This window comes from Kitasatospora cineracea, assembly GCF_003751605.1.
GTDB lineage: Bacteria > Actinomycetota > Actinomycetes > Streptomycetales > Streptomycetaceae > Kitasatospora > Kitasatospora cineracea.
The window spans coordinates 4,165,673-4,185,208 of the sequence record NZ_RJVJ01000001.1 but is presented as its reverse complement, the minus strand read 5'-3'; the positions used below and the strand labels follow the sequence as shown (position 1 = coordinate 4,185,208).

The window sequence follows — 19,536 nt, the reverse complement described above, 5'->3', positions numbered from 1 at the left end:
CTCGGGTCTCCCTGTCTCAGCTCTGGTCGCCGTAGTAGGCCCGGGTCATCAGCTGCTGCATGTCCGCGAGCATCGGCATCCGGGGGTTGGCGGGCGCGCACTGGTCCTCGTAGGCGTTCATCGCCTGCTGCGGCAGCGCCGCCAGGAAGGCCGCCTCGTCCACCCCGGCGTCCTTGAACGAGCGCGGGATGCCGACCTTCTCGCGCAGCTCCTCCACCGCCGCGGCCAGCGACTGCACGCCCTGCTCGGGGGTGTCGGCGGGCAGCCCGAGCGTCCGGGCGATCTGCCGGTAGCGCTCCGGCGCGACGTAGCTGCGGTACTTCGGCCAGCTGGTCACCTTGGCCGGGGCCGACCCGTTGTAGCGGATCACGTGCGGCAGCAGCAGCGCGTTGGTGCGCCCGTGCGCCACGTGGAAGGTCGCGCCCAGGGTGTGCGCCATGGCGTGCACCACGCCCAGGAAGGCCGAGCCGAACGCCATGCCCGCGATGGTGCCGGCGTTGTGCATCTTCTCCCGGGCCACCGGGTCGTCGGGCCCGTCGGTGACGGCCCGTTCCAGGTGCGCGAAGACCAGCCGGATGCCCTGCAGCGCCAGGCCGTCGGTGAAGTCGTTGGCGTACACCGACACGTACGTCTCGATGCAGTGCGTCAGCGCGTCGAAGCCGGAGTCGGCGGTGACGTCCTTCGGCAGGCGGGTGGTGAGCGCCGGGTCGACGATCGCCACGCTGGGGGTGAGCGCGTAGTCGGCGAGCGGGTACTTCTGGCCGGTGGCGGTGTCGGTGATCACCGCGAACGGGGTGACCTCGCTGCCGGTCCCCGAGGTCGTGGGTACGCACACCAGCTTGGCCTTCTCACCCAGGTCGGGGAAGGTGAAGGCGCGCTTGCGGATGTCGAAGAACTTCTCCTTCAGGTCCGCGAACTCCACCTCCGGGTGCTCGTACATCAGCCACATCACCTTCGCGGCGTCCATCGGCGAGCCGCCGCCCAGCGCCACGATGGTGTCGGGTTCGAACGCGCGCATCAGCTCCGCGCCCCGGCGCACCGTGTCGATGCTCGGGTTCGGCTCGACGTCGTCGACGACCCGGACCTCGACCGGCTCGCGGCGCCGGTCCAGCACGGTGCGGATCCGCTCCAGGTGGCCGATCTCCACCATGGTCTTGTCCGTGACCACCACGATCCGGCGGGCGTTCGGCATGCTGGTCAGGTACTTGATCGAGTGGCGCTCGAAGTAGATCTTCGGCGGGACCTTGAACCACTGCATGTTGGTGTTGCGCCGCCCGATCCGCTTGATGTTGACCAGGTTCAGCGCCGAGACGTTGCCCGACACCGAGTTGTGGCCGTAACTGCCGCAGCCCAGCGTCAGCGAGGGCGTGAACGCGTTGTAGACGTCGCCGATGCCGCCCTGCGAGCTCGGCGCGTTCCAGATGATCCGGCAGGCCTTGACCGCCGTGCCGAACTCCTCGGCGAACGCCGCGTCCTCGGTGTGCACCGCCGCCGAGTGGCCCAGGCCGTTGAACTCCACCATCCGCTGCGCTAGTTCCACGCCCTGGGCCCGGCCGTCCGCCCGCAGCACCGCCAGCACCGGGCAGAGCTTCTCCCGGGTCAGCGGCTCGGCCTCGCCGACCCCGCCGACCTCCGCCAGGATCACCGAGGTGTCGTCCGGCACCGCGAAGCCCGCCGCCCGCGCGATCTCCGGCGCCGACCGCCCGACCACGTCGGCGTTCAGCTGCGCGCCCGCGCAGTCGGTGCCCGCGCCGACCCCGAAGAGGTGCCGCTCCAGCAGGGTCTTCTCCTCCGGCGTCGCCAGGTGCGCCTTCAGCTTGCGGAACTCGGCGATCGCCGCCTCGTGGATCTCCGCGTCCAGGATCACCGCCTGCTCGGAGGCGCAGATCATCCCGTTGTCGAAGGACTTCGACAGCACGATGTCGTTCACCGCGCGCTCGACGTCCGCGCTCCTCTCCACGTACGCCGGCACGTTGCCCGCGCCCACGCCCAGCGCGGGCTTCCCGCACGAGTACGCGGCCCTGACCATCGCGTTGCCGCCGGTGGCCAGGATCGTGGCGACGCCGGGGTGGTTCATCAGCGCGCCGGTCGCCGCCGTCGACGGGTGCTCGATCCACTGCACGCAGTGCGCCGGGGCGCCCGCCGCGACCGCCGCGTCCCGCACGGTCCGGGCCGCCTCGGCCGAGCAGCGCTGCGCCGCCGGGTGGAAGGCGAAGACGATCGGGTTGCGGGTCTTGAGCGCGAGCAGCGCCTTGAAGATCGTGGTGGAGGTCGGGTTGGTCACCGGGGTGACGCCCGCGACCACGCCCACCGGCTCGGCGATCTCCACGATCCCGTCGATCTCGTCGCGGCGCACCACCCCCACCGTCTTCGTCCGGCCCATCACGTGGGTGACGTTCTCGCAGGCGAAGACGTTCTTGACCGCCTTGTCCTCGAACAGGCCGCGGCCGGTCTCCTCGACCGCGAGGGCCGCCAGGCCGGTGTGCCGGGCCAGCGCCGCCAGCGACGCCTTCTTGACGATGTGGTCGACCTGCTCCTGGGTGAAGGAGGCGTACTCCTCCAGAGCGGTGAGCGCCTGGGAGACCAGCTCGTCGACGGCCGCGGCGGCGGGAGCCGGAGTCGACGGGGCGCTCGCGGGGGCCGGTTCGCTGTCGGTCTGCGGGCGGCGTGCCATGCTGACCACCTTTCGGATCGTCGTCCGGGATCGGGCGCCTGCGCGGACCGCTCGCGCCCTCGTCCCTCAGCCTTCCGCGCCCGGACCCGCCCCGGGAGGCACCGGATGGGGTACTCCCGTCCGGCCGAAGGTCCCGCCCCGCACGGACGTCCGGTCCCGTCCCGCGCGCGGGCGGCCGGGAACAGGACCGGCCCCGTGCCGTCCGGCCGCCGGCACGACCGCGACGCGGTGACCGCGGCCCGCAATCAGGCCCGGCGCCGGTCGGCGGGGAGGTGCCGGGTGAACAGCAGGGAGCCGCCGGCGACCGCCGCGCAGACCAGGACGGCGGACTTGAGGCCCTGGATCTGCGCGTCCTGGTAGTGGCCGACCAGGGCCGCGGCCTCCTGCGGCGGCACCTCGGGGTGGGCGGCGAGGGCCGCGGAGAGCTGGTCGGCGGGGACGAAGGAGAGGCCCGCCTCGACCTGGGTGCCGACCTGCTGGGCGACGGCCGTGCTGACCCGCGGATCGCCCTCGATCCGGGTGGTGACGGAGGTGGCGAGCGCGCCGATCAGGATCGCGCCGATCAGTGCCGTGCCGAGCGAGGAGCCGAGGTTCTGCGCGGTGTACTGCAGCCCGCCGGCCTCGCTGCGCTCGGCGGGGCGCACGCTGGACTGCACGGTGTTGCCGAGCTGCGAGGCGAGCATGCCCAGGCCGAGGCCGAGCAGGGCCATCGCCCCGGCGAACGAGCCGCCCGCCAGTTCGGGCCGGATCGCGGTGATCAGCCACAGGGTGGCGGCGAGCAGCACCAGCAGGCCGGCCCGGACGATCGCCCTGGGCGAGGCCAGGCGCAGCAGCAGCGAGCCGCTCATCGAGGCGGCGAGCATGGTGACGGAGACCGGCAGCAGGCGCAGCCCGGTCTCGAAGGCGTTCAGGCCCTGGACGACCTGGAGGTAGAGCGGGATGACGAAGAACAGGCCGAGCAGGACGGTGTTCTGGTTGAACAGCGCGGTCAGCCCGGCGCGCAGCGGCCGGTTCCCGAACAGGCCGAGCGAGACCAGCGGGGTCGCGCCGCGGCGCTCCCGGCGCCGCTCGTGGGCGCAGAAGGCGTACAGCACGAGGACGCCGAGGGCGACGGCGAACAGGGTGGGCGCGAACCCGAGGACGGTGAACGGCGGGTTGCGGGGTTCGATCCAGCCCCAGGTGCCGCTCTGCAGCACGGCCAGGACCACCAGGGCCAGGCCGGTGGCGGACAGCACGGCGCCGGCGACGTCGAGCCGGGGCCGGTCGGCGGGGGTCGGCTGCGCGGGGATCCAGCGCATCAGCAGCAGGATCGCGACGACCAGCACCACCTCGCCCGCGAACACCAGCCGCCAGGTCAGGTAGGTGGTGACCCAGCCGCCGAGCAGCGGCCCGACCGCGATGCCCGCGCCGGCCAGGCCGCCGACCACGCCGTAGGCGACCGCCCGTTCGCGCCCCTGGTAGGAGCCGGCCACCAGGGCGGCCAGGGCGGGCAGCACCAGGGCGGCGCCGAGGCCCTCGACCACCGACCAGCCGAGGGCGAGCAGGCCGACGGTGGGGGCGAGGGCGGTCAGCCCGGAGCCGACGCCGTAGACGACCAGGCCGATCACGAAGACGCGGCGGCGGCCGTACATGTCGCCGATCTTTCCGCCGGTCAGCATGAAGGCCGCCATCACCAGGGTGTAGAGGGTGATGACGGCCTGGATGGTGGTGACCTCGGTGTCGAAGTCCTCGACGAGCCGGCTGATCGACACGTTCATCACCGAGGCGTCCAGCACCATCAGGAACTGGGCGGTGCCCAGGACCGCCAGGGGTTTCCACTTGTTCACCACTGCCTCCCGATCCTCACGGCGAGCACGGTGCGCACGGCGAGCGGGGCGAGCACGGTGCGCACGGCGGCACGGTCCGGTTCCGCGCCGGGGTCAGACGAGGGCCGCGCCCCAGGCTTCGGCCCGGACCGCCTCGCCCTCGCGCAGCGGCCCACCGGTCTCCTCCACCAGGAAGCCGGCGGGTTCGGCCGCGAGGTCCCAGTGGTGCCGGGCGAGGCGGGTGGCGATGCCGTCGGCCGCCGCGCCGGCGTGCGCCGCCCCGGCGCGGGTGTCGAACGCGGCGGCCCGGGCTCCCGTCCCGCCGTCCGGCAGCGCGCGGAGCCAGGAGCGCAGGCCCGGGCCGCGTTCCGGTGCGCCCGCCTTGGCGGCCAGGGTGCGGCTGAGGCGGGTGGACATGCCCCGCATGTGGGTGGGGCCGCCGACCACCAGCAGGTCGGCGCCCTCGACGGTCCGGGCCCCGGCCTCGGCGACCGGCAGGCACCGTACCTCGGCGTCCGGCCTGGCCCGTCGGACGCCCTCGGCGATCGCGGCGGCGACCTGGCCGGTGTTGCCGTAACTGGTCTCGTAGACGATCACGGCGCGCATCGTGCGTTCACCTCTCCCGGTTGAGCGGTTCGTCGGCGCCGGGTCCGGCGGGGACGGTGATCGCCGGGCAGGGTGCCCGGCGGATCAGGCCGTGCGGGACGGAGCCGAGGCGCAGGCCGGTGAGGCCGCCCCGGCCGTGGCGGCCGACCACGACGGCCAGGGCGTGGGCGGAGACCCGGACGAGTTCCTCGACGGGGTCGCCCGCGAGGACCTCGTGGGTGAGGTCGAGGTCGGGTTCGTCGGCGGCGCAGCCCGCGGTGCACTCGAACAGCCGGCGCCGGACCTCGGCCGCGTCCTCCAGCGGTTCGAACGGGCGCACGGGGGTGCGCCGGACCCGGACGGCGCGCAGGGCTGCGCCGCGGCGTCCGGCCAGGTCGGCGGCGAAGCGCACGGCGGGCTCGCAGGCCGGGGATCCGTCGACGCCGACGACGACGTAGGGCGGCTGGAGGGTGGTGTGCTCCGGTTCCCGCACCACCGCGACCGGGCAGTGGGCCTGGGCGCTGACCGGGACGGCCACGGAGTAGCGGCTCAGCACCTCTTCCAGGCGGCCCAGGCGGCGCGAGCCGAGCACGACGAGCGCGGCGTGCGCGGACTCCGCGCACAGCAGCGGGGCCGGGCTCCCCTCCAGCAGGACGCACTGCCGTCGCAGCCCGGGGTGGCGTTCGGCCACCGTGCCCTCGGCCTTCTCCAGCGCGGCGGCCCCGGCCTCCCGCCGGGACTGGAGGTAGCCCGGGCCGTCGCCGCGCCGGTCGCGGGGCTCGTCGGGGACGGCGTGCACCAGGCGCAGCGGCAGTCCGCGCCGCTCGGCCTCGTCGGCGGCCCAGCCGACGACCACGGGGCTGACCTGCCGGGCGTCGACGCCGAGCAGGACCGGGCGGGGTCCGGTGGGTGGTGTCATGGCTCCTCCACCGCTGGGGGCGGCCGCCGTCCGGTGGCGGCCGGATCGCTTTCCACGCTAGGCGGGCCGGGTGGAGCGGGCGAGGGCCGATCGGCCCCCACCGGGCGGGACGGCGGTCCTGCCCCGGTCAGAGCGCGAAGGTGTGGCTCTCGCCGGGCCCCACCCGGGCGGCGGTGCCGCGCAGGCGCACGGTGACGGGCTCCTGCCGGTCCTGCCCGAGGGTGACCGTCACGTTCTTCCGGTCGACGGCGATCCGCACGCCCCAGTGGCCCCGGTAGCGCACGTCCATGACGAGGGAGCCGAGCGCGGCGGGCAGCCGCGGGTCCAGCCACAGGGCGTCCTCGCGCAGTTCCAGTCCGGTGTAGCAGCGCTGCAGCAGGTCGACGGCGCCGGCCATCGCCCCGAGGTGGACGCCCTCGCGGGTGGTGCCGCCCTGGGAGTCGCGCAGGTCGGCGGTGAGCGCGTCGCGGAAGTGCCGCCAGGAGGCGCGGCGGTCGCAGCGGGTCAGCACCCAGGCGTGCACCACGGAGCTGAGGGTGGAGCCGTGGACGGTGCGGCGCAGGTAGTAGGAGACGGTGCGGCGCATCAGTTCGTGGCCGGCGGGGTGGCCGAGGCGGCGCAGCAGGTCGCGCACCTCGCGGGCGGAGAACAGGTACCAGAGCATCAGGGCGTCGGCCTGTTTGGAGACCCGGTAGCGGTTGGCGCTGTCGCCCTCGGCCTCCAGGATCCGGTCCAGGCGGCGCAGGTCGGGGTAGTGGCGGCGGTAGGCGTCCCAGTCGAGTTCGGCGAGGCGCTCGTAGCCGTCGAACTGGCTGATCACCCCGTCGTGGAGGGGGACGTGCAGGTGGCGGCCGATCTCCTGCCAGCGGTCGGGTTCGGCGGCGTCCAGGGCGAGCGTCTCGGTCAGTTCGGCCCGGCGGCGGGCCGGCAGGGCGTCGAGGGCGTCGGCGGCGCGGGCGAGCACCCAGGAGGCGAGGACGTTGGTGTAGGCGTTGTCGTCCAGGCCGGGCCGGTCCGCCCAGGGGTAGGCGTCGTGGTACTCGTCGGGTCCGAGCACGCCGCGGATCGACCAGCGCTGCCGGGAGGGCGTGTACTCGGCGGCACAGGCCCAGTAGCGCGCGATCTCCACCAGGGTCTCGGCGCCCGCCTCGGCGAGGAAGTCGCGGTCCCCGGTGGCCTGGTAGTACTGCCAGACGTTGTAGGCGACGGCCGAGCCGACGTGCCGCTGCAGGTGGCTGTGGTCGGGCAGCCACCGGCCCGACAGCGGGTTGAGGTGGATCCGGGCGGACTCCTCGCGGCCGTCGTCCGCGCTCTGCCAGGGGTAGCTGGCGCCGCGGCGGCCCTCGGCGCGGGCGGCGCGCCGGGCGGCGCCGAGGCGGCGGTGGCGGTAGCGCAGTGCGGCGCGGGCGAGTTCGGGGAAGTGCAGGTCGAGGACGCGCAGGACGAACAGCTCGTCCCAGAAGACGTGGCCCCGGTAGGCCTCGCCGTGCAGGCCGCGGGCGGGGAGGCCGACGTCCAGGTCGGCGGAGTGCTCGGAGTAGGTCTGCAGCAGGTGGAACAGGTTCAGGTGCAGCGGGCCGAGGCCATCGAAGTCGGCGTCGATCCGGCAGCGCTGCCACAACTGCTCCCAGCGCAGGGCGTGTTCGTCCAGCAGGGTGTCGAAGTCGGGTGCTTCGGCGGCCAGTTGCCGGGCGGCGTCGAGCGGGTCGCCGGTGGCCGGGTCGTGCGAGGTGTGCACGGCGACCGCCTTGTCGAGGGTGACGGGGACGCCCGCGGCGGCGTCCAGGGCGACGACCTGGGCGGCCAGGCCGGTCCGGGTGCCGTCGGCGAAGGCGGCGGGCCGGCCCGTGGTGCGAATCAGGTGGCGGGCCGCGAGCGCGATCCGCCGGCCCGCGCCGGTGGACGCCTGCAGCCACAGCGTCCCGTCCGGCCCGGCGCCCTGGCCCAGCGGCGTCAGGTGGCGGCTGGTGAGGCCGGCGTAGCGGGGCACGCCGGTGTTGGCGACGGTGCCGTCGAGGGCGGAGCGGATCTCCAGGGGGCCCGACCAGTCCTCGGGGGTGAGGACGGTCTCCAGTGCGGCGAGGTGGGGTCTGGCCCTGCTGGCGATCCGGCGCTGGACCAGCCGGGTGCGGCGGCCCCCGCCGTCCACGCACACGGCGCGGCGGGTGAGGAGGCCGCGGCGCAGGTCGAGTTCGAGTTCCTGCCGGGCGGGCGGGCCGGTGAACCAGTCGCCGCCGGCGGGCCGGAAGGTCACGGGCAGCCAGTTCGGGCAGTTGACCAGGTCCTCGTGGGTGAACAGCCGTGCGCCGACGACGGATCCGGTGCGGTCGTAGCAGCCCGCCAGGTAGGTGCCCGGGTAGTGCACGCCGTCCGCCACCGCCTCGGGGGCGGCGCCCCGGGTGGCCAGGTAGCCGTTGCCGACGGTGGCCAGCGCCTCGCGCAGCCCTTCCTCCGCGGGCTGGTACCCGGTCCAGCGCAGGGTCCACGGGTCGGGCATCGGCGGGTGCCGGCCGCCCGTCGGCCGGCCCGGAGGGTCGAGGTCCACGGTCCGCCTCCTGTCGCACGGAGCCGGTTCCAGTGTGCTCGCCGATCCCGCGCCGTGCCGGGCGGGCGGGTGGCGGGCAGAATCGGAGGGGACCGGATCCGACTCCCGGGAGCCCCCATGGACGAGACCCAGTCCGGCGCGGCCGGGCAGCACGTGACGGTGTTCCTGCTCGACGACCACGAAGTGGTGCGCCGCGGGGTGAGGGACCTGCTGGAGGCCGAACCCGACCTCGAGGTGGTCGGCGAGGCGGGCAGTTGCGCGCAGGCGCTGGCGCGCGTCCCGGCGCTGCGGCCCCGGGTCGCGCTGCTGGACGTGCGGCTGCCGGACGGTGACGGCGTGACGGTCTGCCGGGAGCTGCGGGACCGGATGCCGGAGCTGGCCTGCCTGATGCTCACGTCCTTCGACGACGACGACGCCCTGCTGGACGCGATCATGGCCGGGGCCGCCGGGTACGTGCTCAAGCAGGTCAAGGGCGCCGATCTGGTCAGCGCGGTGCGCACGGTGGCCGCCGGCCAGTCGATGCTCGACCCGGCCACCACCCGCAAGCTGATGGAGAGCCTGCGCCACCACGAGCAGAGCGGCGCCGAGGCGGCCCTCGCCCAGCTGACCCCGCGCGAGCGGGAGATCCTCGCGCTGATCGGCGAGGGGCGGACCAACCGGGAGATCGGGCACGAGCTGTACCTCTCGGAGAAGACGGTGAAGAACCACATCTCCCGGATGCTCGGCAAGCTGGGCGTGGAGCGGCGGCTGCAGGCCGCGGTGCTGGCGGCGCACGCGGAGGACGAGCACCACCCCCCGCGCCCGCACTGAGGCCGACCGGACGTCCGGTGGGGCCGGTCGGCCCAAGCCCGGGGCCGCTCCCCCGCCGCACCGTGGACGGTGAGGGGCGCCGCCCCGGCGCCCACCGGTCCGGGAGGCCGCGGTGATGTACTGGAACGATCACGGGATGAACGGCTGGGGCGTCGGCCTGATGGTGCTCACCGTCCTGCTGCTGCTGGGCCTGCTGGCAGTCGTGGCGGTCGTGGCCCTCCGCGCCCTGGGGCACCCGGTCGGGCCGCGGCCGGCGCCGCGGCGCCCGGAGCCCGAGCAGCTCCTCGCCGAGCGCCTGGCCCGCGGCGAGATCGACCCCGACGAGTACCGGCGGCGGCTGGAGGCGCTGTCCGGCGCCCCCGGTCCGGGGAAGGGCGCGGACGGAACGGGGTGGACGCCGTGACTGCCCCGGTCCTGGACGCGCACGCCCTGGAGACCATGGTCTCCGCGGCGGTCGCGGCGCCGTCCATCCACAACACCCAGCCGTGGCGCTTCCGGCTGGTGCCGGAGACCTCCGTGCTGGAGGTCCGGGCGGCCGCCGAGCGCGCCCTGCCGGCCACCGACCCGCAGGGGCGGGCGCTGCACATCTCGGTGGGCGCCGCCGTGCTCAACCTGCGCACCGCCGCCCGCCACCTCGGCTGGTCCCCCGAGGTGCGGCTGCTGCCCGACCCGGCCGAACCGGAGCTGCTGGCCGGGGTGCGGCTCGACGAGCCCGCTCCCTGCCGGCTTCCGGCCGTCGACGCGCTGTACGACGCGATCTGGCGGCGGCACTCGATCCGCTCGCCGTTCACCGGGCCGCCCGTGCCCCGGGGGGTGCTGACCGGGTTCGCGGACGCGGCCCGGGCGGAGGACGCCGAGCTGCTGCTGCCCGACGACGCGGAGACCGCGCGGCTGCTGCGGCTGACCACCGAGGCCGAGCGCCGCAACACCGTCGACCCCGCCCTGCGGGCCGAGAGCCGCCGCTGGCTCCAGGAGTCCGGCGCACGGCCGTACGGCATCCCGGCCGCGGCCCTGGGCCCGCAGGACGCGGGCGGACACCTGCCGATGCGGGACTTCGGCGCGCTCGCCCCGGAACGGCACCTCGCACCGGTGCGCTTCGAGGCGCACCCGCGGATCGCCGTCCTGCTCACCCGCGGGGACGGGCCGGCGGACTGGCTGCGGGCCGGGCTCGCGCTGGAGCACGTGCTGCTGGCGGCGACGGTGCACGGCGTGCGGGCCTCGCTGCTGCACCAGGCGATGGAGTGGCGGTTCCTGCGCTGGGAGGCCAGGGACGTCCGGCAGGGGCCCGCGTTCGCGCAGATGCTGGTCCGGTTCGGCTACGGCCCGGAGGGCACGCCGACCCCGCGGCTGCCGGTCACCGAGGTGCTCGACGGCTGACGGGCCGGACGGCGGGTGTCCCGCCGTTCCGGGAGCCGGTGTCCGCGGGCCGGGCCCGCCGCGGGTGCGCCGGGGCGCGGATGCTCCTATAGACGTCAAGCTGCGGGAGCGAGATCGGGTTGAGTGATTTGTGTGGTTGGTGCGCTGGCCAGGGCGCGGTAGACCTCGCGGGCGACGAATCGTTTGAGGCAGCGCATGATGTCCTTCTTGGACATGCCTTCCTTGGTGCGGCGTTCGACGTAGGCGCGGGTGCGCGGGTCGAAGCGCATGCGGACCAGCACGATGGTGTGCAGGGCGTTGTTGGCGGCCCGGTCGCCGCCGCGGTTGAGGCGGTGGCGGTGGGTGCGGCCGGAGGAGGCGGGGATCGGTGCGACGCCGGCCAGGTGCGCGAACGCGGCTTCGGAGCGCATGCGTTCGGGGTTGTCTCCGGCGGAGGCCAGCAGCTGGCCTGCGCTCTCGGGTCCGACGCCGAACAGCTCCAGCAGTGCGGGGGCGGCCTTCTTGACGAGCGGGCCGATCTCGGTGTCGAACTGGGTGATCTCCTCGTCCATGGCCTGGTGGCGTCGGGCCAGTCGTCGCAGTGCCGCCCGGGTCGCCGCCACCGGGCCCGAGAGGTCGTCGCCGGGTCGCAGCCGGGCGAGCGTGCGTATCAACTCTGTGCGTGACAGGCCGGCCAGCGGCTCGCGCAGCAGGGCCGGCGCGGAGACGAGCAGGCCTCGGATCTGATTCATGGCCTGGGTGCGGGCCTTGACCGCGCTGCGGCGGGCGACCCGCAGCACCCGGACGGCCTCGACCACGCCGTCGCGGCTCTTGGGGACGCCGGTGGCCCGCCCGGAGAGCACGGCGGTGGCGGCGGCGTAGGCGTCGATCGGGTCGGACTTTCCCCGCATGCGGCGCGTTTTGCGGTCAGGGCGGTCGACGTCGACGACCGTGGTCCCGGCGGCGGTCAGTACCCGGGCGAGTTCGGCTCCGTAGGCGCCGGTGCCTTCCACGCCGACCGCGGCGAGGGTGCCGTGCGAGCGCATCCATTCCAGCAGGTCGCGGTAGCCGGCGACGGTGGCGGGGAACTCCCGGTCGGCCAGGTGCCGGCCCAGCGGGTCGACCACCGCCGCGTGGTGGGTCAGGCCGTGGGTGTCGACTCCGCCGGTGATCTGTGAGCCGCCGTGCGTCATGCTGGTCATGTCCGTCCTTGTCGCTTGTCCGAGCCGAGGGCGGCACGCGCCGGTCGGGCGGGTGGACAAGACAGTGACGGGGCCTCTGGCCAGGCTCCTATGAAGTCACAAGCGCCCGTCCGGCCGCGTGCGTGACGAGGAGCTGATGGGCCGACAAATCCCAAACAGGACAGTCTGAACGTCAGTCAGTCGGCGGGTCAGACCCATCAGCAACCCCGTCACCACAATCATCACTGTCAGTCGTCGGGCAGCGGGACCTTCCAGACCAGTTCGGTGCCGCCGGCGGGGCGGGCCCGGGCGCGGAACTCGCCGCCGAGCACCGCGGCCCGTTCGGCCAGGTTCGCCAGCCCGCTGCGCCGGCCGCCCTCGGGCAGGCCCGCGCCGTCGTCGGTCACGGTGACCGTCAGGTGCTCCTCGTCGGTCTCGACCGCCACCTCGACGGCGCTCGCCCCGGCGTGCTTGGCCGCGTTGGACAGCGCTTCCTGGAGCACCGCGGCGGCCTCGTCGGCGACCTGCTCGGGCACGCCCACGTCGAGCAGGCCGGTCATCCGCAGGGCGGGGGCGAAGCCCAGCAGGGTGGTGGCCCGTTCGACGGCCGCCACCACGGCGGCGCGCAGGCCGTGGGCGGCCGGTCCGGCGTCGCGGGTCCGCAGTCCGAAGATGGTGGCGCGGATGGTCCGGGCGGTCTCGTCGAGTTCGTCGATGGCCCGCAGCACCCGCTCCTCGGCCTCGGGGTGGTCGATGAAGCGGGTGGCGCCCTGCAGGGTCATGCCGACCGCGAACAGCCGCTGGATGGCCAGGTCGTGCAGGTCGCGGGCGATCCGGTCGCGTTCCTGCAGCAGGGCGACCTGTTCGGAGTCGCGGCGGCGCCCGGCGAGTTCCATGGCGAGGGCGGCCTGCCCGGCGAAGGCGGTCAGGGGGGTGGACTCGTCCGGCTCGAAGAGCGGCGACCCGGCCTTGCGCGCCAGCATCAGCACGCCGCGCACGCCCAGTTCGGCGGTGCCGATGGGCACGGCGACGGCCGGGCCCAGGCCCTCCCAGCGGGGCGGGCCGACGGTGATCCGCGGGTCGTGGTGGACGTCGGTGCTGGTGACCAGGGTGCCGGTGCGGGCGGCCGTGCCCATGAAGGTGCCCTTCAGCGGGAGCACCAGGCCGTGGTGCGCGCGGGCGCCGTGGCCGACGGCGATCCGCACCTCCAGCTCGTCGCTGCCGGGCAGCGGCAGGGCGACCACCGCCAGGTCCGCGCGGGCGATCCCGGCGGCGCGGTCCACCAGCAGGTCGAGCACCTCCTGCTCGGCGCTGCCGGACAGCAGGCTGTTGGTGACGGCGGCCCCGGCGGCGAGCCACTGCTCGCGCAGCCGGGCCCGGGCGTACAGCCGGGCGTTGTCGATGGCCACGCCGGCCGCGACGGCGAGGGTCTCCAGCACCGACTCGTCCTCGGCGTCGAACTCCTCGGCGCCGCGCTTCTCGGTCAGGTAGAGGTTGCCGAACACCTTGCCGCGGATGCGGATCGGCACGCCGAGGAAGCTGCTCATCGGCGGGTGGTGCGGCGGGAAGCCGTAGGAGGCGGGGTGGTCGGCGAGCCGGGGCAGCCGCAGCGGCTGCGGGTGGCGGATCAGTTCGCCGAGGATGCCGTGCCCGGAGGGCAGCGGGCCGATCCGGCGGGCCTGCTCCTCGGTGAGGCCCACCGGGATGAACTGCGACAGCCTGCGGTCCTCGCCGACCACCCCGAGCGCCCCGTACTCGGCGTCGACCAGGGTCACCGCGGCCTCGACGATGTGCCGCAGCACCTGGGTCAGGTCGAGGTCGCGGCCGACCGCCAGGACGGCCTCCAACAGGCTGTGCACCCGGTCGCGGGTGCCGCGCGCGGCATCGAGGCGGCTCTGCAGTTCGTCCAGCAGGTCGTCGAGCTTGAGCTGCGGCAACGGGGTCGGGTTCTCTTCTGCGCTGCCCACCGCGATCCTCCGGGCTCGGTGACGGCGCCTTCCAGCGTAGGCGCGGTGGCGCGGCAGCGCGTGCCCGGATGGGGCCGGTCGGCCCCGCACCCGGGCCCTGGCAGGCCCATGGCCGGGGCGGCCCGGGCGGCGAGGCTGGAGGTGGAAGCACCCGCGACCGGCGGAGGACGTGAGAGCGATGAAGGCACTGACCTACCACGGGCCCGGGCGCCGCACCTGGGGCGACGTCCCCGACCCGGTGGTCGTCGACCCGGAGGACGCGGTCGTCCGGGTCGACGCCGTCACCATCTGCGGCACCGACCTGCACATCCTGAAGGGCGACGTCCCCGAGGTCGCCGAGGGCCGGGTGCTGGGGCACGAGGCCGTCGGCACGGTCGTCGAGACCGGGGACGGGGTGCGCACCGTCGCGGTCGGCGACCGGGTCCTGGTGTCGTGCATCTCGGCCTGCGGCCGCTGCGCCTACTGCCGGCGCGGCATGTACGGGCAGTGCACGGGCGGCGGCGGATGGGTCCTCGGGCACCTGGTCGACGGCACCCAGGCCGAGTACGTCCGGACCCCGTTCGCCGACAACTCGCTGCACCGGCTGCCGGAGGGCGTCGCGGACGAGACCGCGCTGGTGTTCGCCGACATCCTGCCCACCGCCTTCGAGGTGGGGGTGCGCAACGGCCGGGTGGGCCCGGGCGACACCGTCGCGGTGGTCGGCGCCGGGCCGATCGGCCTGGCCGCGATCGCCACCGCCCGGCTGTACGGGCCGCGCCGGATCATCGCCGTCGACCTGGCCGCGGACCGGCTGAAGGCCGCCCGGCGGGCGGGGGCCGACGAGGTGCTGCGCGGCGACGGCGACACCGGGGCCTCGGTGCGCGCGCTCGGCCCCGACGGGATGGGCGTGGACGTGGCGATCGAGGCGGTCGGCGTGCCCGACACCTTCGAGCTGTGCACCCGGGTGGTGCGCCCCGGCGGCCGGGTCGCCAACGTCGGCGTGCACGGCAAGCCCGCCGTGCTGCACCTGGAGGACCTGTGGATCAAGGACGTCACCATCACCACGGGCCTGGTCGACACCGGCAGCACCCCGCTGCTGCTCGACCTGCTCGCCGCGGAGCGGCTCGACGTGGACGGCCTGGTCACCCACCGGTTCGGCCTCGACGAGATGCAGGAGGCGTACGACGTGTTCGCCGACGCCGCCGACACCGGGGCGCTCAAGGTCGCCCTGTTCCGGACCTGACCCGGGAAGGTGGGATCCGTGCTCATGCAGCCGCAGACCGATCCGGAGACCGCGGGCGCGATCGCCCGCCGGATCGCCGACCGCCGGGCCGTGCTCGGCCTCGGCACCGACGCGCTGGCCCGCGAGGCCGGCATGTCCCGCCCGTACCTGGAGTTCCTGACCGCGGCCGGACCCGGCTTCGACCCCAACGGCTTCCTGCGGATCGCCGCCGCCCTCGGCCTGACCTACCGCGAACTCGTCGAGGGCCTCCCCGACCGGCCCCCGGGGCAGGGCCCCCCCGCCCCCCGGCCGGTGCTGGTCCGCCTCACCGAGGAGGAGTGCTGGGAGCGGGTCGACGCCCGGGGCGTCGGCCGGATCGCCCTGCCCGGCGACCCGGAGCCCGCCGTCTTCCCGGTCAACTACACCGTCGACCGCGGCGGCGTCGTCTACCGCACCCACGAGCGCGGCGCCGCCGCCGCGGCGCCCGGCACCGCGGTGTCCTTCGAGGTCGACCGGATCGACGACCACCGCCGCACCGGCTGGAGCGTGCTGATCACCGGCACCGCCGAGCGGATCGAGGACCACGAGACGCTCCAGCGGCTGCTGCGCGACCTGGCCGTCCAGCCCTGGGCGGGCGGGCCGCGCACGCTCTGGATCCGGATCCGGCCGACCTCCGTCAGCGGGCGCCGGATCGTCGGCGCGCCGCCCCCGGAAGAGGACTGACCCCTCCCCGTTCCCGGGACGGTCGGCCTGCGCACGCGGCCCGGGCGGCCCTACGGCGCCCGGCCGCGCCGGACGAAGCTGGAGTCACCCAGTGGAAGCACCGACAGCAGGGAGGGAAGGAACGATGCGGCACCGAAGCGTGGGGCAGCTGATGACCCGGCCGGTGGTGAGCGTGCGGCCCGGAACGGGCTTCAAGGAGATCGCCCGGCTCCTCGCCGAGCACGACATCACGGCCGTCCCCGTCCTGGACGCCGAGGACCGGCCCGTCGGAGTCGTCTCCGAGGCGGACCTGATGCTCGGCCAGTGCGCCCGGGAGGACCCGTCCGGGATGCTGCTCGCGCCCCGCCTCACGTCCGAGCAGGCCGCCCGCAGCCGGGCCACCACCGCGGGCGGGCTGATGAGCCGCCCGGCCCTGTGCTGCCGCCCCGAGTGGACGGCCGTCGAGGCCGCCCGCCGGATGCAGCAGGCGCACCTCAAGCGCCTCCCGGTCGTCGACGAGGCCGGGCGGCTGATCGGCATCGTCAGCCGGAGCGACCTGCTGCGGGTCTTCCTGCGGCAGGACCGGGCGATCCGGGAGGAGATCCGCCACGACGTCCTCGACCGGGCGATGGGCCTGTCCCCGGACGGGCTGGGCGTCACGGTCGAGGACGGCCGGGTCACGCTGACCGGCACGGTGCAGCGGCGCAGCCTCGTCGGCGTGCTGGAGCGCCTGTGCCGCAGCGTGGACGGCGTCGTGGACGTCACCGTGCGGCTCGACCACCGCGAGGACGACACGGCGGGCCCCGGCGCGGAGCGCTGAGCACTGCGGCGGCTCAGTGCCGGTGCCGCGGGTGCCCGGGCCCGGCGGCGATCCGCCGGGCCCGGGCGACGCTGCGGGCCGCGGCCTGCTCACCGATGCCGAGCGCGCGGGCCAGCCGGTCGGCCGGCCAGCCGTGCCGGGCGAGCAGGACCGCCACCGCGTGGTGGTCCTCGTCCGCGGCGGGGGCCGGCGCGGACGCCGGCGGGGTCGGCGGCACCGGCGCGGGTGCGGGTGCGCGGCGGCGCAGCGCGGCCCGGCGCAGTTCGTCGGCTCCCCAGACGACCAGCGGGAAGGGCGCGACGGTGGCCAGCTGGGCGGGAGTGAGCGCGGCCGTGCCGAAGACCGGGTGCAGCCAGGGCAGGTAGACGATCGCGGCGGCGAAGACCAGGGAGAAGGCGATGCCGCCGAGCAGCCGGGGGTTGCCGAACACGCCGACGGCGCGCAGCGGGGCGCGGTCGGTGCGGGCGGCGAAGGCGGCGCCGATCTGGCAGGCGACGATGCCGAGCCAGGTGACGGTGGTGGCCCGCTGGTACGCGAGGTGCAGCGGGGTGCCGGGGCCGGTGGGGGCGCCGGGGTGCCAGCCGCCGCGGGTGAGGGTGAGGAAGTAGCCGGCCAGGACCAGGAGGGCCGAGATCAGGCCGAGGAAGCCCCAGGCGCGGGCGAGCATCGCGGGGCGGATGATGTGTTCGCCGCGGGAGCGGGGCCGGCGTTCCATCAGTCCCGGTTCGGCGCGCTCCCGGCCCAGCGCGAGGGCGGGGAGGGTATCGGTGCCGAGGTCGACGGCGAGGATCTGCATGACCGTCAGGGGCAGCGGGACGGCGCCGCCGGCCAGGGCGAACACCAGGAACGGCACGACCTCGGGCACGGCGTGCGCGAAGATGTAGACGATGAACTTGCGGATGTCGTCGTACGTCCGCCGGCCGGCCTCCACGGCTTTGACGATGGTGGCGAAGTCGTCGTCGGTGAGCACCATGGTCGCGGCTTCGCGGGCCACGTCGGTGCCGGAGCGGCCCATGGCGACGCCGATGTCGGCGCTGCGCAGGGCGGGCGCGTCGTTGACGCCGTCGCCGGTCATGGCGACGGTGTGGCCCTCGGCGCGCAGGGCGTCGGCGATGCGGAGCTTGGCCTCGGGCGAGGTCCGGGCGAAGACGACCTCCTCGCCGCGGCCGAGCAGGGCGTCGAGGCGGGCGTCGTCCATGGCGTCGAGTTCGGTTCCGGTGACGATCCGCGTGCCGCGGTGGCCGATGCCGACCTGCCGGGCGACGGCGGCGGCGGTGAGTCCGTTGTCCCCGGTGACGACGTGGACGGTGATGCCGGCGGTGTGCGCCCGCCGGATGGCCGCGGGGACTTCGGGGCGGGGCGGGTCGGCGAGGGCGACCAGGCCGAGCAGGCAGAGGTGCTCCTCGGCGTCCTCGCGGCGTGCGGGCGGTGGCCGGCCGGGGGGCGGGGCGGTGCGGGCAACGGCCAGCACCCGCAGGCCGCGGGCCGCGAACTCGACCACGGCACCGACGACTTCGGCGCGGTCGTCCGCGGCGAGCGGACGTTCGGTGGTGCCGTCGAGGAGGCGGTCGGCCCGGTGCAGGACCTCTTCGGGCGCGCCCTTGGTGTGCAGGACGAGGGTGCCGTCCCACTGGTCGGCGGTGGTCATCAGCCGGCGGCGGGGGTCGAAGCGGAACAGGACCCGGCGCTGCCCGTCGCGCTCCGCCGCGGTGAGGGGCGGGCCGAGCCGTTCGGCGAGGTCGAGCAGGGCGAGCTCGGTCGGGTCGCCGCGGCCGGTGGCGGGGTCGGCGGTGGTGCAGCGGGCGGCGGCCCCGGCCAGTGGGCCCAGGGCCGGGGGCGGGTGCGGGCCGTCGGCCGCGACGGTGCCGGAGCGCGGGGTCCAGGCGGCCGTCACCCGCATCCGGTTCTCCGTCAGGGTGCCGGTCTTGTCGGTGCAGATCACCGTGGTCGAGCCGAGCGTCTCCACCGCGGAGAGGCGCTTGACGACCGCTCCGGACCTGGCCAGTTCACGCACGCCGGCGGCGAGGGCGAGGGTGATGGTGGGCAGCAGCCCTTCCGGGACGTTGGCGACGAGCAGGCCGATGGCGAAGCTCAGCGCGGCGGCGAGCGACAGCCCGGCGGCCAGGCCGAGCGGCAGGAAGGCCAGGCCGGCGCCGACGGCCACCAGGGCGATCAGCCGGGCCGCGCGTTCGACCTGCCGTTCCAGCGGGCTCTGCTCGGGCGGCCGGCGCTGGCTCAGGGCCGCGATCCGGCCCAGCTCGGTGTGCATGCCGGTCGCGGTGACCAGGGCGAGGGCCCGGCCGCCGGTGCAGGAGGTGCCGGAGAACACCAGTTCCGGGGCGTCCACCAGGTCCGCGCCGGGCTCCGCCGCGTCGGCGGCGCGGACCACCGGCACCGACTCGCCGGTCAGGGCGGAGAGGTCGACCTCGACCGTCCCCTCCAGCAGCCGGGCGTCGGCCGGGACGCGGTCGCCCTCCTCGACGGCCAGCACGTCACCGGGGACGAGCTCGGCGGCGGGCACCTCGCCGCGGGCGCCGTCGCGGACCACCGTGGCGAGGTCGGGCAGGAAGGCCGCCAGGGCCTCCACCGCCCGTTCGGCCTGCTGCTCCTGGCCGAACGCCAGGCCCGCGTTGAGCAGGATGACCGCGGCGATCGCCACGGCCAGGGCGGGCGCGCCGCTGACCGCGGCCAGCGCGGCGGCCAGCGCGAGCAGCAGGGCCAGCGGGTGGGTGAACTGCCGGGCCAGCTCGCGCGGCCAGCGCCGGCCGCCGCGGCGGGCCAGGGTGTTGGGCCCGTACACGGTCAGCCGGCGCCCCGCCTCCCGTCCGCTCAGCCCGGACGGGGAGCTGTGCAGCTGCCGCAGCAGCAGTCGGACGGGCTCGCGCGGGTCGGGCCGGCCGTCCTGCGCGGCCGGCTCCGGTCGCTCGGCGGTGGTCATCGCCGCGTTCGCCTCCGTTCCGCCCCCCTCCTG

General features: G+C 75.5%; 14 protein-coding genes. 6 read left to right on the top strand and 8 right to left on the bottom strand.

The window, feature by feature from the left end:
• Window positions 1–16: 16 nt before the first annotated feature.
• From adhE to EDD39_RS19015, 5 genes are all read right to left on the bottom strand, one after another.
• Entirely contained in the window at window positions 17–2,674 is a 2,658-nt protein-coding gene (adhE, locus tag EDD39_RS19035; RefSeq protein WP_123557592.1) for a bifunctional acetaldehyde-CoA/alcohol dehydrogenase, read from the bottom strand.
• A 245-nt stretch (window positions 2,675–2,919) separates the two neighbouring features.
• The gene (locus EDD39_RS19030) at window positions 2,920–4,500 is read right to left on the bottom strand and encodes an MFS transporter (RefSeq protein ID WP_123560591.1); all 1,581 of its coding nucleotides are present in this window, start codon (window positions 4,498–4,500) and stop codon (window positions 2,920–2,922) included.
• A gap of 93 nt (window positions 4,501–4,593) precedes the next feature.
• Window positions 4,594–5,085, bottom strand: a complete 492-nt coding sequence (locus tag EDD39_RS19025; protein WP_123557590.1) for a flavodoxin family protein — start codon at window positions 5,083–5,085, stop codon at window positions 4,594–4,596.
• Between the two features lie 7 nt (window positions 5,086–5,092).
• Window positions 5,093–5,983 (bottom strand): universal stress protein, encoded by an 891-nt coding sequence (locus tag EDD39_RS19020; RefSeq protein ID WP_123557588.1) that lies wholly within the window; start codon window positions 5,981–5,983, stop codon window positions 5,093–5,095.
• Window positions 5,984–6,110: 127 nt separating this feature from the next.
• Window positions 6,111–8,528 carry a glycoside hydrolase family 65 protein gene (locus tag EDD39_RS19015; RefSeq protein ID WP_341869305.1) on the bottom strand — a complete coding sequence of 806 codons (2,418 nt, stop codon included), beginning with the start codon at window positions 8,526–8,528 and terminating at the stop codon, window positions 6,111–6,113.
• A 117-nt stretch (window positions 8,529–8,645) separates the two neighbouring features.
• Here EDD39_RS19015 and EDD39_RS19010 point away from each other — a divergent pair, with 117 nt between their 5' ends.
• The 3 genes from EDD39_RS19010 to EDD39_RS19000 all read left to right on the top strand — a co-directional run bounded on the left by EDD39_RS19010 (window position 8,646) and on the right by EDD39_RS19000 (window position 10,715).
• On the top strand, window positions 8,646–9,338 hold the full coding sequence (locus tag EDD39_RS19010; RefSeq protein WP_123557587.1) for a response regulator: 693 nt from the start codon (window positions 8,646–8,648) through the stop codon (window positions 9,336–9,338).
• A gap of 115 nt (window positions 9,339–9,453) precedes the next feature.
• Window positions 9,454–9,741 carry an SHOCT domain-containing protein gene (locus tag EDD39_RS19005; protein ID WP_208765531.1) on the top strand — a complete coding sequence of 96 codons (288 nt, stop codon included), beginning with the start codon at window positions 9,454–9,456 and terminating at the stop codon, window positions 9,739–9,741.
• Window positions 9,738–10,715 carry an Acg family FMN-binding oxidoreductase gene (locus EDD39_RS19000; RefSeq protein WP_244256794.1) on the top strand — a complete coding sequence of 326 codons (978 nt, stop codon included), beginning with the start codon at window positions 9,738–9,740 and terminating at the stop codon, window positions 10,713–10,715. Before EDD39_RS19005 ends, EDD39_RS19000 begins: the two co-directional genes overlap by 4 nt.
• Window positions 10,716–10,810: 95 nt before the next feature.
• Here EDD39_RS19000 and EDD39_RS18995 read toward each other — a convergent pair whose 3' ends face one another.
• Together EDD39_RS18995 and EDD39_RS18990 are read right to left on the bottom strand one after the other, a co-directional pair.
• Entirely contained in the window at window positions 10,811–11,896 is a 1,086-nt protein-coding gene (locus EDD39_RS18995; protein WP_123552944.1) for an IS110 family RNA-guided transposase, read from the bottom strand.
• A gap of 227 nt (window positions 11,897–12,123) precedes the next feature.
• On the bottom strand, window positions 12,124–13,842 hold the full coding sequence (locus EDD39_RS18990; protein WP_123557582.1) for a sensor histidine kinase: 1,719 nt from the start codon (window positions 13,840–13,842) through the stop codon (window positions 12,124–12,126).
• Between the two features lie 178 nt (window positions 13,843–14,020).
• Between EDD39_RS18990 and EDD39_RS18985 the strand changes: the two genes are divergently transcribed.
• The 3 genes from EDD39_RS18985 to EDD39_RS18975 all read left to right on the top strand — a co-directional run bounded on the left by EDD39_RS18985 (window position 14,021) and on the right by EDD39_RS18975 (window position 16,565).
• Window positions 14,021–15,064: an alcohol dehydrogenase catalytic domain-containing protein gene (locus EDD39_RS18985; RefSeq protein ID WP_123557580.1), complete on the top strand. Its 1,044-nt coding sequence runs from the start codon at window positions 14,021–14,023 to the stop codon at window positions 15,062–15,064.
• A 24-nt stretch (window positions 15,065–15,088) separates the two neighbouring features.
• Entirely contained in the window at window positions 15,089–15,766 is a 678-nt protein-coding gene (locus EDD39_RS18980) for a helix-turn-helix domain-containing protein (protein ID WP_244257233.1), read from the top strand.
• Between the two features lie 124 nt (window positions 15,767–15,890).
• A complete protein-coding gene (locus EDD39_RS18975; RefSeq protein ID WP_123557576.1) occupies window positions 15,891–16,565 on the top strand; it encodes a CBS domain-containing protein in 675 nt (224 codons plus the stop codon).
• A 13-nt stretch (window positions 16,566–16,578) separates the two neighbouring features.
• Here EDD39_RS18975 and EDD39_RS18970 read toward each other — a convergent pair whose 3' ends face one another.
• Window positions 16,579–19,503, bottom strand: coding sequence for a cation-translocating P-type ATPase (locus tag EDD39_RS18970; RefSeq protein WP_167518078.1), 2,925 nt, complete (start codon window positions 19,501–19,503; stop codon window positions 16,579–16,581).
• Window positions 19,504–19,536: the final 33 nt, after the last annotated feature.

What these genes read in the sequence shown, in the direction of transcription:
- adhE (WP_123557592.1), bottom strand. Translation starts at nt 2,674, where the DNA reads ATGGCACGCCGCCCGCAGACCGACAGCGAACCGGCCCCCGCGAGCGCC.
- EDD39_RS19025 (WP_123557590.1), bottom strand. Translation starts at nt 5,085, where the DNA reads ATGCGCGCCGTGATCGTCTACGAGACCAGTTACGGCAACACCGGCCAG.
- EDD39_RS19020 (WP_123557588.1), bottom strand. Translation starts at nt 5,983, where the DNA reads ATGACACCACCCACCGGACCCCGCCCGGTCCTGCTCGGCGTCGACGCC.
- EDD39_RS19010 (WP_123557587.1), top strand. Translation starts at nt 8,646, where the DNA reads ATGGACGAGACCCAGTCCGGCGCGGCCGGGCAGCACGTGACGGTGTTC.
- EDD39_RS19005 (WP_208765531.1), top strand. Translation starts at nt 9,454, where the DNA reads ATGTACTGGAACGATCACGGGATGAACGGCTGGGGCGTCGGCCTGATG.
- EDD39_RS18995 (WP_123552944.1), bottom strand. Translation starts at nt 11,896, where the DNA reads ATGACCAGCATGACGCACGGCGGCTCACAGATCACCGGCGGAGTCGAC.
- EDD39_RS18985 (WP_123557580.1), top strand. Translation starts at nt 14,021, where the DNA reads ATGAAGGCACTGACCTACCACGGGCCCGGGCGCCGCACCTGGGGCGAC.
- EDD39_RS18980 (WP_244257233.1), top strand. Translation starts at nt 15,089, where the DNA reads ATGCAGCCGCAGACCGATCCGGAGACCGCGGGCGCGATCGCCCGCCGG.
- EDD39_RS18975 (WP_123557576.1), top strand. Translation starts at nt 15,891, where the DNA reads ATGCGGCACCGAAGCGTGGGGCAGCTGATGACCCGGCCGGTGGTGAGC.
- EDD39_RS18970 (WP_167518078.1), bottom strand. Translation starts at nt 19,503, where the DNA reads ATGACCACCGCCGAGCGACCGGAGCCGGCCGCGCAGGACGGCCGGCCC.